The sequence below is a fragment of the Rhizobium sp. PAMB 3182 genome (assembly GCF_052908355.1).
Map to the genome: position 1 here is coordinate 1,849,895 of NZ_CM128607.1, position 13,996 is coordinate 1,863,890.

The 13,996-nt window shown below is 63.8% G+C and carries 16 protein-coding genes; 6 read left to right on the top strand and 10 right to left on the bottom strand.

All coding sequences use genetic code 11. The features are described from left to right. Positions 1 to 22 precede the first annotated feature (22 nt). Genes ACU5AZ_RS09220 through ACU5AZ_RS09240 form a run of 5 tightly spaced genes read right to left on the bottom strand, consistent with a single transcriptional unit; the run spans position 23 to position 2,880 of the window. Positions 23 to 943 carry a TonB family protein gene (locus ACU5AZ_RS09220; protein WP_446825695.1) on the bottom strand — a complete coding sequence of 307 codons (921 nt, stop codon included), beginning with the start codon at positions 941 to 943 and terminating at the stop codon, positions 23 to 25. Beyond that, positions 940 to 1,341 (bottom strand): ExbD/TolR family protein, encoded by a 402-nt coding sequence (locus ACU5AZ_RS09225; protein ID WP_446825696.1) that lies wholly within the window; start codon positions 1,339 to 1,341, stop codon positions 940 to 942. The genes ACU5AZ_RS09220 and ACU5AZ_RS09225 overlap by 4 nt, the downstream gene beginning before the upstream one ends. Before the next feature lie 4 nt (positions 1,342 to 1,345). Then, entirely contained in the window at positions 1,346 to 1,726 is a 381-nt protein-coding gene (locus tag ACU5AZ_RS09230) for a biopolymer transporter ExbD (protein WP_446825697.1), read from the bottom strand. Next, positions 1,716 to 2,420, bottom strand: a complete 705-nt coding sequence (locus tag ACU5AZ_RS09235) for a MotA/TolQ/ExbB proton channel family protein (protein WP_446825698.1) — start codon at positions 2,418 to 2,420, stop codon at positions 1,716 to 1,718. The genes ACU5AZ_RS09230 and ACU5AZ_RS09235 overlap by 11 nt, the downstream gene beginning before the upstream one ends. Before the next feature lie 22 nt (positions 2,421 to 2,442). Beyond that, positions 2,443 to 2,880, bottom strand: coding sequence for a hypothetical protein (locus ACU5AZ_RS09240; protein ID WP_446825699.1), 438 nt, complete (start codon positions 2,878 to 2,880; stop codon positions 2,443 to 2,445). Positions 2,881 to 3,203: 323 nt separating this feature from the next. Between ACU5AZ_RS09240 and hemP the strand changes: the two genes are divergently transcribed. The 6 genes from hemP (at position 3,204) to ACU5AZ_RS09270 (ending at position 8,240) form a co-directional block, all read left to right on the top strand. Next, positions 3,204 to 3,380, top strand: a complete 177-nt coding sequence (hemP, locus tag ACU5AZ_RS09245) for a hemin uptake protein HemP (RefSeq protein WP_446825700.1) — start codon at positions 3,204 to 3,206, stop codon at positions 3,378 to 3,380. 12 nt (positions 3,381 to 3,392) lie between these two features. Then, on the top strand, positions 3,393 to 4,445 hold the full coding sequence (locus tag ACU5AZ_RS09250) for a hemin-degrading factor (protein ID WP_446825701.1): 1,053 nt from the start codon (positions 3,393 to 3,395) through the stop codon (positions 4,443 to 4,445). A gap of 7 nt (positions 4,446 to 4,452) precedes the next feature. After that, positions 4,453 to 5,331, top strand: a complete 879-nt coding sequence (locus tag ACU5AZ_RS09255) for a heme/hemin ABC transporter substrate-binding protein (protein WP_446825702.1) — start codon at positions 4,453 to 4,455, stop codon at positions 5,329 to 5,331. Between the two features lie 14 nt (positions 5,332 to 5,345). Continuing rightward, positions 5,346 to 6,440 carry a FecCD family ABC transporter permease gene (locus ACU5AZ_RS09260; RefSeq protein ID WP_446825703.1) on the top strand — a complete coding sequence of 365 codons (1,095 nt, stop codon included), beginning with the start codon at positions 5,346 to 5,348 and terminating at the stop codon, positions 6,438 to 6,440. After that, a complete protein-coding gene (locus tag ACU5AZ_RS09265; RefSeq protein WP_446825704.1) occupies positions 6,437 to 7,243 on the top strand; it encodes a heme ABC transporter ATP-binding protein in 807 nt (268 codons plus the stop codon). Before ACU5AZ_RS09260 ends, ACU5AZ_RS09265 begins: the two co-directional genes overlap by 4 nt. A gap of 265 nt (positions 7,244 to 7,508) precedes the next feature. Then, the gene (locus ACU5AZ_RS09270) at positions 7,509 to 8,240 is read left to right on the top strand and encodes a matrixin family metalloprotease (RefSeq protein ID WP_446825705.1); all 732 of its coding nucleotides are present in this window, start codon (positions 7,509 to 7,511) and stop codon (positions 8,238 to 8,240) included. A gap of 30 nt (positions 8,241 to 8,270) precedes the next feature. On the opposite strand, the gene pncB is transcribed toward ACU5AZ_RS09270, so the two are convergent. From pncB to ACU5AZ_RS09295, 5 genes are all read right to left on the bottom strand, one after another. Then, entirely contained in the window at positions 8,271 to 9,575 is a 1,305-nt protein-coding gene (gene pncB, locus ACU5AZ_RS09275) for a nicotinate phosphoribosyltransferase (RefSeq protein ID WP_446825706.1), read from the bottom strand. Positions 9,576 to 9,713: 138 nt separating this feature from the next. Continuing rightward, positions 9,714 to 9,980 carry a hypothetical protein gene (locus tag ACU5AZ_RS09280; protein ID WP_446825707.1) on the bottom strand — a complete coding sequence of 89 codons (267 nt, stop codon included), beginning with the start codon at positions 9,978 to 9,980 and terminating at the stop codon, positions 9,714 to 9,716. 113 nt (positions 9,981 to 10,093) lie between these two features. Further along, positions 10,094 to 11,722, bottom strand: a complete 1,629-nt coding sequence (locus ACU5AZ_RS09285) for an ABC transporter ATP-binding protein (protein ID WP_446825708.1) — start codon at positions 11,720 to 11,722, stop codon at positions 10,094 to 10,096. Beyond that, positions 11,719 to 12,861 (bottom strand): ABC transporter permease, encoded by a 1,143-nt coding sequence (locus tag ACU5AZ_RS09290; protein WP_446825709.1) that lies wholly within the window; start codon positions 12,859 to 12,861, stop codon positions 11,719 to 11,721. Before ACU5AZ_RS09290 ends, ACU5AZ_RS09285 begins: the two co-directional genes overlap by 4 nt. Beyond that, the gene (locus ACU5AZ_RS09295; RefSeq protein ID WP_446825710.1) at positions 12,861 to 13,958 is read right to left on the bottom strand and encodes a microcin C ABC transporter permease YejB; all 1,098 of its coding nucleotides are present in this window, start codon (positions 13,956 to 13,958) and stop codon (positions 12,861 to 12,863) included. Before ACU5AZ_RS09295 ends, ACU5AZ_RS09290 begins: the two co-directional genes overlap by 1 nt. Positions 13,959 to 13,996: the final 38 nt, after the last annotated feature.

The window sequence follows — 13,996 nt, forward strand, 5'->3', positions numbered from 1 at the left end:
CGGCTGCCGCCGGCAAATCGCACTAGCGATCGAAGCGGATCGGGACGACGAACTGCCAGCTCGAACGACCGGCGCCCTCTGGGATCGGCGGAAACGGCGCGGCGCGGCGAACCGCCTCGGCAGCGGCCCGGTCCAGCTCGGCAGAGCCGGAGCTTCTGACGACCCTGACCGACCCGGCATTGCCGTTCCGGTCGACGACGAAGGAGACCCTCGCCTCCCCCTGGCTGCCGGCGCCGGACGGAAAGCGCACGGCGCGGCGCAGCTTGCGGGCAACCTTGCCTGGGTAGTTGGAGACAGCAGCATTGCCGGCAGCGCTCGCCTTGCGTCCCTGGCTTTGCGCCTCCCGGGCCTGTCGGCTGTCGGCGTCGGAATCACCACCCGAACCCTTTGCCTGGCGCACCGGTCTGGCGCGCGCCTTCTCCGTCTTGCGCGGACGCTCGGGCTTGGCTGCCGCAGGCGGCTTCGGACGCGGCAACGGAACGACGTCCGGCACCGGTTCACTCGCCTGAAGCTCCTCCGGCTCGGCCTGAACCGCCGCAACTTCGGCGACGGAATCCGCTTCGGCCGCCTCGGTCGGTTCGACCTCCGCCTCGGTGACGGTCGGAGCCTCCGCGGCCTCCAGCGGGACTTCCTGCGCCGTGGCGTCGGCAGGCTCGACTTCGCTCGTCTCCGGAGAGACCGTTTCGACCGGTTCTGCGGCCGGATCCTGCTCTTCCATATCGGCCTCGGACAATTCCGTCGGCTCGACCGTGTCCGTCTCCTCGGAGGCCTCCCCGGCCATCTGCGCATCGGCGAAGGCATCGCCCAGCACCGTCACGCCCACGTCGCTCGAGCCGGCGATCAGCACCTCGTCGGGGCCGGGCGCAAAATAGCCGGCAAAGGCCATGTGGACGAAAGCGGACAGCACCAGCGCCGCCCCCCATTGAATCAGGCGGGTTTTCATTTTGCAGCCCGTTCGGTGACGAGTTCTATCCTCTCGGCGCCGGCCTCCTGAAGGGCGGCGACAACCTCCAGCATCTGCGTCGCCGGCAACCGTCTGTCGGCCACCAGCCGGTATGTTCCGTCGTCCGCATCCTCGTTTTGCCGACGCATCTCGACATAGGCGGCGGCCGTCACCGGCTGGCCGCGAAACCGAAGGCTGCCGTCTTCGAGCACCACCAGCGCATCGGGCGGCGGAGAGGGTGACGACTGTTCCGTCTCGATCATCGAGAGGCCGGTATCGAGCGGCGGGGCGAGAGTGCCGGCGATCAGGAAGAAGATCAGCATCAGGAAGACGACGTTGATCAGGGCAATCGTGCTCTCGACTTCGCGCTTCTGTCTCTTTCGGGCTATGGAAATCATGGCACTACTTCGCAACCGTCACGGTGAACTGAAGATATCTGAGCGTTTCCAGCGCCTTGACGAAGCCTTGGGAGGCCACGGAAGGATCGACGATCAGAAGCGCCTTCGCGGCTCCCTTGTCCCGGTAGTCTTCCAGCGTCGCAGGGACGTCCGCCTGGCTTATCGAAACGCCGTTGATCCGCCATTCCTCCTCGCCGGGCTTGACGATGATGTCGGCCGTCTGGCGGCCGCTGCCGCCGGCGGACGCCGGCGCCGCGAGTTCGACCGAGGCGAAGCGGGTGAAGGTCGAAGACAGCATGAAGAACAGCAGCAGAAGGAAAATGACGTCGATCAGCGAGGTCATCGACAGGCGCCGGCGAGACCGGCGCGGCATGTCAAGTCGCATGCCGCAGCTCCACCTGGCGAAGCGGCGCCTGCGCGCGCGGGTCACGCGGCGGCCGCAGTGCCGGCGACAGTATTTCCGAGGCCATCGTCTCGATCGCCACCCGCTCCTTCTCCACCCGCGCTTCCAGATAGGTAAGGACCAGCGACACCGGCATGGCGACGGCAAGGCCGGCCGCCGTGGTCAGAAGCGCCACCCAGATGCCGCCGGCGAGGATGGACGGATCGACAGAGCTTCCCGCTCCCTGCAGCTTCTGGAACGCATCGATCATGCCGAGCACGGTTCCGAAAAGGCCGAGAAGCGGGGCGAGCTGAACGCAGATGTCGAGGAAGCGGAAACCGCCTTCCAGGGAATGCAGCCTGACGAGCGCGATCCGGCTGATCTCTTCCTCGATGTCGGACTTGGCGAGATCGCCGCGGCGCAACAGGCGCATCGCCGTGGCCACGGCGAAGGCACTGGCGCTTCGCCCGCCCCGAGCCAGATCTTCAGCAGCCTCTGTCTCGCCCGCCTTGAACAGCGCGATGGCCTTGGCGGCGCGGCCGGTGCGCCCCACTCTGAGCACGCTGAACTGCACGAGCTTCAATCCCACCAGCGCGGCGGCCACGATGGACGTCACGAAGAGGATCACGACCACCGGCCCGCCCAGTTCCAGGAACGAGGCGAGCATGTCGTATGCTCCGGAAAAATAAGCGTTCATGTCCATTTCCCTCGCGATCGGGTTATTTGCCAAACTGCAGGTCGGTGCGGTTGGCCGTTTCCAGCATGCCGTTGCACGCCTCGACACCGCCCGGCAGTCCGTCGCAGGCGGCCGCACCATTGATCAGGAGGCGCGAGAAGCTCGTGCAATCGCCGTCCTTGAGATCGAACTGCTTGACGACCGTCTTGCCATCCGGCAGTTCGCCGAAATTGAAGACCGTCAGCCGGTCGACGAGGTTGCGGCTGTCGAAAAGAACGACCTCGAATGCCGCCTTCTTCAGCTCCGCGCCGGTATGGTTGCTGGTCACGAAGGTCATGCGGCAGCCGCCACCGACGGATGTGAGCTTGTTGAGTTCGATCTGCAGCGGCGGAGTGGCGGCAGCCTCGCCCGTCGCCGCCGCTGGCTGAGCGGCGGCAAGGGCCATCGCGGCCAATGAAATCCGAATTCCGGTCCTCATCATGGTCGATTGCTTCCCTGGGACTTGTCCGCAGCCTTGCAGGCAGGCGGGCATAAATATGACTTTACAATTCATCTTTGAGCTAGAATACATGAATTCATTAGTCAACAATAATTCCCGTGCCCGCGGCGCCTTTCCGGCGGGCGGCCGTTCGGGCTGACGATCGGCAGACATTTAAAAGGTGATTATAAAAATCATATATTGCGACACGCTCATAAGTTGACTATGATATTCATATTAATGAGACAAGCCCAGCCAGCAGTGCAAGCCAGGCCATAGAAACAATCAGCCCTTTTTGAAAATCGGGTGACCTGATGAAGTGTGACATGGGCACGAGCAAAAATTACGACGCCGAAGACCGCGGCGAGCCCGCGGACAATAATGCACCCGTCTATTCAAGCGCATTCCTCTTCAAGGGCACGGGCGAGATACGGATCGAACACGCCGGTTTTTCCTACCGGCTGAAGATCACCCGCCAGGGCAAACTTATTCTCAACAAGTAGGAGATGCGCAGAATGAACGGCAATCTGCCGACGGCGGAAGACATCCGCAAAGCAAGACAGGACAATCCGAAACTCCGCGAACGCGATCTGGCCGCCAACCTCGGCATTACGGAGGCCGATTATATCGCAGCATGGATTGGCCACGGCGTCCGTCGGATTTCGACCGACTTTGAGCGCGTCTTTCCGGGCCTTGAAGCCCTGGGCGAAGTCATGGCGCTGACCCGCAACGAGTTCGCGGTGCACGAGAAGATCGGGGTCTATGACCGCTACATTGACGGCCGCAACGCCGCGATGATGCTTGGTGAACAGATCGACATGCGGATGTTTCCCAAGCATTGGGTGCACGGCTTTGCCGTCGAGTTCTACACCGGCGAGACGGTGAAGCGCAGCTTCCAGTTCTTCGACGCCAGTGGCGAGGCCGTTCACAAGGTGCACCTGCGTCCGGCCAGCGATGTGAGCGCCTGGCAGGCCCTCGCCGACAAGCTGGCGCTCCCCGACCAGAATGTTCCGGTTGCCGCGGCCGTCTATTCCCGCACAAGCCCCGTCAACGACAACGCCGTTCCGCACGAGAAGCTGCGCGAACGCTGGGAGGGCATGACCGATACGCATCAGTTCGTCGGCATCCTGAAGGACCTCGAACTGTCGCGCCTGAAGGCACTCGAAAGCATCGGCGAGGATTTTGCCTGGCAGCTGGCACCGGATGCCGTGCATGCGATGATGCTCGCCGCCGTCGACGACGGCCTGCCGATCATGTGCTTCGTCGGCAGCCGCGGCTGCATCCAGATTCATTCGGGACCGCTCCACAACGTCGCCACGATGGGACCCTGGGTCAATGTCATGGATCCGACCTTCCACCTGCATCTGCGCGCCGACAAGATCGCCCAGACCTGGGCGGTACGCAAACCCGTCGACAAGGGACACGTCACCTCCATCGAAGCCTATGATGCCGAGGGCGAACTGATCATCCAGTTCTTCGGCAAGCGCATCGAGGGGCAGGACGAGCGGCCGAACTGGCGCGCGATCGTCGAGGCGCTGCCGCGCCTTTCCGACACCCGGGCAGCGTGAGACGGCAATGACATCGATTTCCAGACGTGCACTTGTCACGACCGCCCTGATCGGCTCCGCCACACTGGCGTGGCCACGCCTTTCGGTGGCGGCCGGCGTCGCCTCCCCGTCCCGGATCGTATCGATCGGCGGCTCCCTGACCGAGATCGTCTTCGCGCTTGGCGCCGGGGACCGGCTGGTCGCGCGCGACACGACCTCCACCTATCCGCCGGAAGCGCTCAAGCTTCCGGACACCGGCTATATCCGGGCGCTGTCGCCGGAAGGCGTGCTCTCGGTCAATCCGGATCTCATCCTCGTCCTTGAGGGCGCCGGGCCACCCGAGGCGCTCTCCGTGCTGCAGCAGGCCGGCATCCCACTGACAACGGTTCCCGACGGCTACGACCGTCAGGCGATCGTCGGCAAGGTGCATGCCGTCGGCAAGGCGATCGGAGAGCAGGAGAAGGCCGAAGCGCTGGCCTCCCGGCTCGACGCGGACCTTGCAGCCGCCGAGACTGCCGCCAAGGCCGTGTCCGTCCGCAAGAAGGTTCTCTTCGTGCTCTCGCTTCAGAACGGCCGGGTGATGGCCGCCGGTGCGAACTCGCATGCGGACGCCATCATCACCATGGCGGGCGGCAAAAACGCGATGGCCGACGTTTCCGGCTACAAGCCCGTGAGTGACGAAGCCATCCTCGCCGCCGCGCCCGACCTTATCCTGATGATGACCGGAGCCGGCGACCACGCGGCCGGCGACGAGCAGGTTCTCGCGCAGCCGGCGATTGCCGAAACGCCGGCCGGCAAGGCCAAACGCATCATCCGCATGGACGGAATGTTTCTGCTGGGTTTCGGGCCGCGGACGCCCGACGCCATCCGTGATCTGCATAGCGCCCTATACAAGCCGGCAACGTAGACGGAATGACGATCATGCTCCAAGAGGTCGAGCGGCACGCCCTTCGCCGGCGGACAGGCCTGTGGCCTGCCGATCGCGGGGCACGCGCGCGCATCGCCATTCCGGCGCTCGGCGTCGTGCTGGTGCTTGCCTGCTGCCTGTCCCTGACGGCCGGTGCATCCGATACATCGGCTCTTGACGCCCTCCTGGCGCTTGCCGGCATATCCGATACCGGCGTGTCGGCCAGCGACCGGATCATCCTCGGCGCCATCCGCCTGCCGCGCATCGCGCTTGGCGCGCTGGTCGGAGCGGCGCTCGCCGTCTCCGGCGCCCTGATGCAGGGGCTTTTCCGCAATCCGCTCGCCGATCCGGGTCTCGCCGGCGTTTCCGCTGGGGCGGCTCTCGGGGCGGCGGGAATGATCGTGCTTGGCGGTTCGCTGCTGGCTCCGCTCACCGCCCTTTTCGGCTTTTCTGCGCTACCCATCGCGGCCTTCGGCGGCGGGCTTGCCACCACAACGATCCTGTACCTGACGGCAACGCGCCGCGGACGAACCTCTGTCGCGACCATGCTGCTTGCCGGCATAGCGCTTGGCGCCTTTTCGGGGGCCGCGACCGGCATTCTGGTCTACATGGCCGACGATAAGCAGCTTCGCGACCTGACATTCTGGGGACTCGGCTCGCTGGCGGGTTCCACCTGGAGCAAGGCCATGACCGTGGGGCCGCTGATCCTCGCGTGCCTCGCTGCCGCGCCCTTCCTCGGAAAGCAGCTCAACGCGCTCGCACTCGGCGAGGCGGCGGCCGGCCATATGGGTGTGCCGGTCCAGAGACTGAAGACCGCCTGCATCCTGCTCGTCTCCGCCATGACCGGGGCAGCGGTCGCCGTCAGCGGCGGCATCGGCTTCGTCGGCATCGTCGTGCCGCACATCATCCGCCTGTCCGTCGGCCCGGACCATCGCACCCTGCTGCCGGCTTCCGCCCTGCTCGGCGCGGCGCTGCTGGTGCTGGCCGACGCGTTCGCCCGCACGATCGTCGCACCGGCCGAACTGCCGATCGGCATCGTGACGGCCACGGCCGGCGCTCCCGTCTTCCTCTGGCTCCTGCTCAGAAGCCGCACGGTGGTGGATATATGAACCGCGATTCCGGCATACGCTACGAGGCGCAGGCGATCTCGGCCAGGCTCGGCGGCCGGACCATCCTCGCCGATCTTGACTTTGACGCCACCGCCGGCGAGGTCACCGTGATCGCCGGGCCGAACGGCTCGGGAAAGACCACGCTCATCAAGGCGCTTTCCGGCGAACTGCCGGTGTCTGGCCAGGTCTCCATCAACGGCCGACCGCTCGGCACGCTGAAGCCGTGGCAGTTCGCCGCCATGCGCGCCGTGCTGCCACAGGAAATCCAGCTCGCCTTTCCGTTTACCGTCGACGAGGTCGTCTCGCTCGGCATTTCCGCGGGCATTCACGGCGGATCGGACAAAGAGAACCGGCGCCGCGTGCTGCAGGCGCTCACGGCAGTCGATCTTTCCGGCTTTTCCGGACGGCTCTACCAGGAGCTATCCGGCGGCGAGCGCCAGCGGGTTCAACTCGCCCGCGTGCTCTGCCAGATCTGGGAACCGGTCGCGCATGGCGAGCCACGCTGGCTGCTGATGGACGAGCCGGTCGCAAGCCTCGACATCCGCCACCAGATCGGCCTCATGGAGATCGCCCGATCCTATGCGAGGCGCGGCGGCGGCGTGATCGCGGTCATGCATGATCTCAATCTCAGCGCCATGTTCGCGGACCGAATCGTGCTGATGAAGAATGGCCGCGTTGCAGCACGCGGCACCCCGGCCGAGGTGTTCGACGCCAAGACGCTGCAAACGGTGTTCGATTGTGCAGTCATACCCGGGATTGCCCCCGAAAACGGCAACTTCATCCTTCCCCAAAGCATTGCCTGAACCATATTTCAGCGATTTCAATGAATTACACCCCATGGCACGGGGATTGCTTGTTTTTTGGCTTGATCATCGCCGGCGAACTGCCGGGATCAGTGTGCGAGGCGGGCATACCGCAATTTCTGGGGAGTTGCGCAGGCCGCAAGCCTCGGGCCACTCTGGTCAAACATGATGATCGGTAATGAGCCAGCCTGTGGGGACAGGTCTGGCGACAGTCCACGGGGCGAGGAATTTGGGCAGATATTCCAGGGTGGCGCTTGGCGCCTGCATGCTTTTCATGTCCGGGCTTGGCTTTCTTCACGCCGAGGAAAACCACTACAAGCTGCTGAAGCTTGACGGCCACGTCGTCAAATGGGGCGATCCCACCCTTGGTTCTCCGGCGCATGTCACCTACGCCTTCGCGACGGCGGCGTTTCACGATCCGGAGGCACGGAATTGCGGCGATATCGCTCCGCTGAAGAGCGTCGCGCAGCGATCGGGCCTCAGCGAAGACGACATCCGGCAACAGGCGGCCGCTGCGGCGGCTCTCTGGTCCAGCGTCGCCGGCATCACGTTCGAGGAAGTCTCGGACCCGGCCAAGGCGAACATCCTGATCGGGGAGCAGGGCGAACCGACCGGCTACGCCTTTGCCAATGTCGAATACCGCAAGCCCGTGCTGGCCAAGGACGCAAAGCGGTCCGGCGACCGCGCGCTGAACATTCCCGACGGTCGGGCCAACCTTGGCCGCGAGCCACACGCGCAGTCCGTCGCGACCATTTCCCGCTCGATGATCTGCCTCAACCCGGAGCGCATCTGGAAAAGCGGCTTCGGCGGAAACGCGTCGGCCTATGATATCCGCTACACGTTCACGCATGAACTGGGCCATGCGATCGGCCTCGACCACTACTACCACGCCGGATTCCTGATGTACTACAAGTACACCGAAGCGTTCCGTGCACCGCAGCCAGGCGACATAGACGGCGCCCGCGCCCTCTACGGTCCGCCGATCGCGACCCGCTGACCGTCAGGGGCCCTGAAGCTCAGATGAGGTTCAGACGACGACTTCCTGGTCGACCCGGTCCTCGCTGCCGAAGAACTGCAGGTAGCGCTTGACGGCGTCCGGTTCGCCGGTCGCCTTCTGCGGGTTGTCGGAGAGCTTGACGGCCGGGCGGCCATTGGCATCGGACACCTTGCAGACGATCGAGATCGGCTTCAGCCCGTCGATCGGGTCCGGCGCGCATCCGGCAAAGTCATTGGTGAGGTTGGTGCCCCAGCCGAAGCTCATGCGCACCCTGCCCTCGAAATGACGGTAGGTATCGATGATCGCATCGACATCGAGGCCGTCGGAGAAGATCAGCAACTTTTCCTTGGGATCGCGGCCCATCTTCTTCCACCAGGCGACGATCTTCTCGCCGCCTTCGATCGGGGGCGCGCTGTCGGGCCGGAAACCGGTCCAGTCGGCCACCCATTCCGGCGCATTCTTGAGGAAGGCGGCCGTGCCGAAAGCATCCGGCAGCACGATCAGCAGGTTGCCGCCGTAAAGCGTGTTCCAGTCCTTGAGGACCTTGTAGGGTGCTTCGGCGAGCTGCTGGTCGTTTTCCGCGAGCGCCGCGGCGACCATCGGCAGTTCATGCGCATTGGTGCCGACGGCTTCCAGATCGGAATCCATGGCAAGAAGCACGTTGGAGGTGCCGGTGAAAGCCGGGCCGATGCCTTCCTTCAGCGCTTCCACGCACCAGCGCTGCCAGAGGAACGAGTGGCGGCGCCGGGTTCCGAAATCGGAAATCCTCAGGCCCGGCAGGGCCTTCAGCCGGTCGACCTTGTCCCACATCTTGGCCTTGGCACGGGCATAGAGCACGTCGAGCGTGAAGGGACCGAGCGAGCGCATGGCGGCGCGCGAGCGAAGCTCGTTGATGATCGCGAGCGCCGGAATTTCCCAAAGCGTCGTTTCCATCCAGGGGCCATGGAAATCGAGCTGGTACTGGCCGTCACGGCGCGTCAGCTCATATTCCGGCAGCTGGAATTTCGACAGCCAGGCCAGGAATTCCGGCTCGAAGATCTGCGAGCGGCCGTAGAAGGTGTTACCGGCCAGCCAGATCAGCTCTTTCTTGGAGAGGCGCAGCGTGCGGGCGTGATCGAGCTGCTCGCGCAGTTCCATCTCGTCGATCTCGTCGGCAAGACGGACGGACGTCGTGCGGTTGATCAGTGAAAAGGTGGCGTGGACGTCCGGATAGCGCTTCCAGATCATCTGCAGCATCAGAAGCTTGTAGAAATCCGTGTCGATCAGGCTGCGGATGATCGGATCCAGCTTCCAGGCGTGGTTATACACGCGCCGGGCGATATCTGTCTTCATCATGTGCTCCCCCGGACTCTCATCACACGTCGATACAGAAATAAAAAGTGCCGAAGCAACCGTGCTTCGGCACCAGCGACGTTATCGTGAAATATCACACGAAAGTCCAGTGGCTACCGACGGTTGTTGGGACGGGCCACACTAGTTTGACGGGACCGTGGCACCGCTGTCGGCAGGTGCCGACTGGCTGATGCCGGCCGGCGACGGATCGCTCGGCGCTTCGGTGCGGCCCCACCATTCCAGCGGCAGCCACAGCGCCAGCGCAATGGCCAGAGCGGCAAGAAGGACATAGAGAACCGGCCGGCCCAGCCGGCCTTGCCGCGCCTCTTTCGGCTCAAGCGGCTTTTCGGTCTTCATGGCCCCGGCGCGCGGAGCAACCTTGTTGGCGAAGTCGGTTTGACTGTTCATGTCGGTCTCCCTTGTCTGCCTTTTGCATTGTGCCCTTCATCAAGAACGGCTTATGCAATCAACGCACGACGGGAAGAAGGGTTCCTGGGAAGCCTTGGAGCCGGACCGTACCGCTACTGGCTGACCGCGCCGGTATCGACCGCCTTCAGATCGAAGGCAGCGGCCATCAGGGCGCGGGTGTAGGGATCTTCGGGACTGGAGAATATCTTCTCGGCCGGCCCCTTCTCCACCACCTTGCCGAGACGCATGACGACGACGTCGTTGGCGAGCGCCTTCACCACTTTCAGGTCGTGGCTGATGAACAGATAGGCGAGATCGTGCCGCTTCTGCAGGTCGCGCAACAGGTCGACCACCTGCGCCTGGACGCTCATGTCGAGCGCCGAGGTCGGCTCGTCGAGCATGACGAAGCGCGGCTTCAGAACCATGGCGCGGGCAATGGCGATGCGCTGGCGCTGGCCGCCCGAGAATTCATGCGGGTAGCGCCAGCGGGTGGCCGGATCGAGACCGACCTCTTCCAGCACGCCGGCCACGCGACGGTCGCGCTCGTCAGCGCTGAGCGTCCGCTCATGGATCTTCAGCCCCTCCGCGATGATCTCGCCGACCGACATGCGCGGGCTGAGCGACCCGTAGGGATCCTGGAAGACCACCTGCATCTCGCGACGCAACGGCAGCATCTCCTTGAAAGAATAGCCGGCTATGTCACGCCCGACAAAGGCGATCCGCCCGCGCGAGGAAATAAGCCGGGTCAGCGCCATGCCGAGCGTCGTCTTGCCCGAACCGGATTCACCGACGACGCCGAGCGTGTGACCGGCCCGAAGCGTCACGTCGATGCCGTCCACGGCCTTCACATTGTCGACGACCTTGCGCAGGAAACCGGCCTTGATCGGAAACCAGACCTTGACGTCGTCCGCTTCCATGACCAACGGCTTGGCGTCGTTGCGCTCGGGCGGGTGACCGCTCGGCTCGGAGGACAGCAGATGCCGGGTGTAGGCATGCTGCGGATTGGAAAAGATCTCCTCGACCGGCCCGCTCTCGACGATCTTGCCCTTGGTCATCACGCAGACGCGATCGGCGAACTTGCGGACAATGCCGAGATCATGGGTGATGAACAGCATGGACATACCATGCGTCGTCTTCAGATCCTTCAAGAGTTCCAGGATCTGCGCCTGCACCGTGACGTCGAGCGCCGTGGTCGGCTCGTCGGCAATCAGCAGCTTCGGGCGGTTGGCGAGCGCCATGGCGATCATCACGCGCTGGCGCTGGCCGCCGGAGAGCTCGTGCGAATAGGCCTTCAGGCGCTTTTCCGGATCGCGGATTCCGACCTGATTGAGCAGTTCGAGCACCCGATCCCGTGCCGCCTTGCCGACAATGCCGCCGTGCAGCGCCAGGATCTCGCCGATCTGCTTCTCGATCGAATGCAGCGGATTGAGCGAGGTCATCGGCTCCTGGAAGATCATGGTGATGTCGTCGCCGCGCACCTTGCGCAACTCAGCCTCGCTCGCCTTCAGGAGATCGCGGCCGGAAAACAGGATCTCGCCCGACGGATGGCTTGCCGCCGGATAGGGCAGGAGCTGCAGGATCGAATTGGCGGATACCGACTTGCCGGAACCGGATTCTCCGACCAGCGCCAGCACCTCGCCGGGTGCGACATCAAAGGAAATCCGATCGACGGCAAGCGACGTCTGGCCGCCCTGATGAAAGGCGACGGACAGATCGCGGACGGAGAGAAGCGGCTCAGTCATTTGAACGTCTTTCGCGGATCGAAGGCGTCGCGGACAGCCTCACCGATGAAGATCAGCAGGGAGAGCATGATCGACATGGTGAAGAAGGCGGTCAGGCCGAGCCAGGGAGCCTGAAGGTTACGCTTGCCCTGGTCGATGAGTTCGCCGAGCGACGGCGAGCCGGGCGGCATGCCGAGGCCGAGGAAATCGAGCGAGGTCAAGGTCGTGATCGAGCCGGACAGGATGAAGGGCAGGAAGGTCAGCGTCGCCACCATGGCATTGGGAAGCAGGTGGCGGAACATGATGGTCCAGTTGCCGACGCCGAGCGCACGGGCCGCCTTCACATATTCGAAATTGCGGGCCCTCAGGAATTCGGCGCGGACGATGCCTACGAACCCCACCCAGGAAAACAGCAGCATGATGCCGAGCAGCACGAAGAAGCCCGGTGGCAGGACCGAGGAGATGATCAACAGGATATAGAGCACCGGCATCGACGACCAGATCTCGATGAAGCGCTGCATCAGCAGGTCGAGCCAGCCGCCGAAATAGCCCTGCATGGCGCCGGCGCTGACCCCGACGAATGCCGAAGCGATCGTGAGCGCAAGCCCGAAGAGGACGGCGACACGGAACCCGTAGATCATGCGGGCGGTGACGTCGCGCGCCTGGTCGTCGGTGCCGAGCCAGTTCATGTTGCCGAGAACGCAATCCGGGTCCTTGTCACCCTGCGGGTAACCCGAGCAGCGCTCATCCTTGCTCATCAGCCAGAACGGCGCGGTCGGTGCCGAATGGGGAATGTTGGAGTTGGCGGTATCGTAGGAATAGCGGATCGGCGGCCAGAGCATCCAGCCGTTCGCATTGATCTCGTCGCGGATGAACTCGGATCGGTAGTCCGTGTCGGCATAGAAGCCACCAAACTTCTCCTCCGGATAATCGACCAGCACGGGGAACAGGATCTCGCCCTTGTAGGAGACGACGAGCGGCCTGTCGTTGGCGATGAGTTCGGCGAACATCGACAGCGTGAACAGGACGAGGAAGATCCAGAACGACCAATAGCCGCGGCGGTTCGCCTTAAAATTGGCAAGCCGGCGCTGGTTGGTCGGATTGAGGAACGGCCGCTTCGGCGGCTTGCCGGCGGCGATCTCGGTGGCGCCCGCTTCCATCACACCTCCCTCCGCTCGAAGTCGATGCGCGGATCGACCCAGGTGTAGACGAGGTCGGAGATGAGGCCGATGACGAGACCCATCAGCGAGAAGATGTAGAGCGTGCCGAAGACGATCGGATAGTCGCGGTTGACGATGGCGAGATAGCCCATGCGACCGAGGCCATCGAGGGAAAAGATGTTCTCGATCAGCAGCGAACCGGTGAAGAAGGCCGAGATGAAGGCGCCGGGGAAGCCGGCGATGATGATCAGCATGGCGTTGCGGAAGACGTGGCCGTAGAGCACCTGCCGGTCGTTGAGCCCCTTGGCCTTGGCGGTGATGACATACTGCTTCTTGATCTCGTCGATGAAGGAGTTCTTCGTCAGCAGCGTCGTCGTCGCGAAGGCGGCAAGCGACAGCGAAATGATCGGCAGCGTCAGGTGCCAGAAGTAGTCGACGATCTTCTCATACCAGGTGAGCTGCCAGAAATTGTCGGAGACGAGGCCGCGCAAGGGAAACCAGTCGAAGAAGGAGCCGCCTGCGAAGACGACGATCAGCAGGATGCCGAACAGGAAGCTCGGCACGGCATAGCCGACGATGATGACGCCGGAGGTCCAGACGTCGAAGGCAGACCCGTCCTTGATCGCCTTGCGGATGCCGAGCGGGATTGAAATGCCGTAGGACAGGATCAGGATCCACAGGCCGAGCGACATCGACACCGGCAGTTTGTCGATGATCAGATCGATGACGGACGTGTTGCGGAAGAAGCTCTCGCCGAAGTCGAAGCGGATATAGTCCCACATCATGTCGAGAAAGCGGGTGAGCGGCGGCTTGTCGAAGCCGAACTGCTTTTCGAGCTTCTTGATCAGGTCGGGATCGAGGCCCTGTGCGCCCCGGTATCTGGAATTGGCCTCGGAGAACTGGTCCTGCTGGCTCAGGAGATCGCCGCTGGCGCCGGACAGGCGTTCCTCGGCGCTGCCGCCCTGCCCCGTCAGCTGCGAGATGACCTGTTCGACCGGTCCGCCGGGCGCGAACTGAACGATTGCAAAGGAGATCGCCATGATCCCGATCATCGTGGGGATCATGAGGAGAATTCGGCGAAGGATATAGGCGCCCATCTGCGGCTATTTCCCCTTTCCGGTTCGCGCCTGGCGCA

Coding starts and splice junctions, on each gene's coding strand:
- ACU5AZ_RS09230 (WP_446825697.1), bottom strand. CDS start 1,726: ATGCGACTTGACATGCCGCGCCGGTCTCGCCGGCGCCTGTCGATGACC.
- ACU5AZ_RS09295 (WP_446825710.1), bottom strand. CDS start 13,958: ATGGGCGCCTATATCCTTCGCCGAATTCTCCTCATGATCCCCACGATG.
- ACU5AZ_RS09285 (WP_446825708.1), bottom strand. CDS start 11,722: ATGACTGAGCCGCTTCTCTCCGTCCGCGATCTGTCCGTCGCCTTTCAT.
- hemP (WP_446825700.1), top strand. CDS start 3,204: ATGGGCACGAGCAAAAATTACGACGCCGAAGACCGCGGCGAGCCCGCG.
- ACU5AZ_RS09220 (WP_446825695.1), bottom strand. CDS start 943: ATGAAAACCCGCCTGATTCAATGGGGGGCGGCGCTGGTGCTGTCCGCT.
- ACU5AZ_RS09235 (WP_446825698.1), bottom strand. CDS start 2,420: ATGAACGCTTATTTTTCCGGAGCATACGACATGCTCGCCTCGTTCCTG.
- ACU5AZ_RS09270 (WP_446825705.1), top strand. CDS start 7,509: ATGCTTTTCATGTCCGGGCTTGGCTTTCTTCACGCCGAGGAAAACCAC.
- ACU5AZ_RS09225 (WP_446825696.1), bottom strand. CDS start 1,341: ATGATTTCCATAGCCCGAAAGAGACAGAAGCGCGAAGTCGAGAGCACG.
- ACU5AZ_RS09250 (WP_446825701.1), top strand. CDS start 3,393: ATGAACGGCAATCTGCCGACGGCGGAAGACATCCGCAAAGCAAGACAG.
- pncB (WP_446825706.1), bottom strand. CDS start 9,575: ATGATGAAGACAGATATCGCCCGGCGCGTGTATAACCACGCCTGGAAG.
- ACU5AZ_RS09280 (WP_446825707.1), bottom strand. CDS start 9,980: ATGAACAGTCAAACCGACTTCGCCAACAAGGTTGCTCCGCGCGCCGGG.
- ACU5AZ_RS09255 (WP_446825702.1), top strand. CDS start 4,453: ATGACATCGATTTCCAGACGTGCACTTGTCACGACCGCCCTGATCGGC.
- ACU5AZ_RS09240 (WP_446825699.1), bottom strand. CDS start 2,880: ATGATGAGGACCGGAATTCGGATTTCATTGGCCGCGATGGCCCTTGCC.
- ACU5AZ_RS09290 (WP_446825709.1), bottom strand. CDS start 12,861: ATGGAAGCGGGCGCCACCGAGATCGCCGCCGGCAAGCCGCCGAAGCGG.
- ACU5AZ_RS09265 (WP_446825704.1), top strand. CDS start 6,437: ATGAACCGCGATTCCGGCATACGCTACGAGGCGCAGGCGATCTCGGCC.
- ACU5AZ_RS09260 (WP_446825703.1), top strand. CDS start 5,346: ATGCTCCAAGAGGTCGAGCGGCACGCCCTTCGCCGGCGGACAGGCCTG.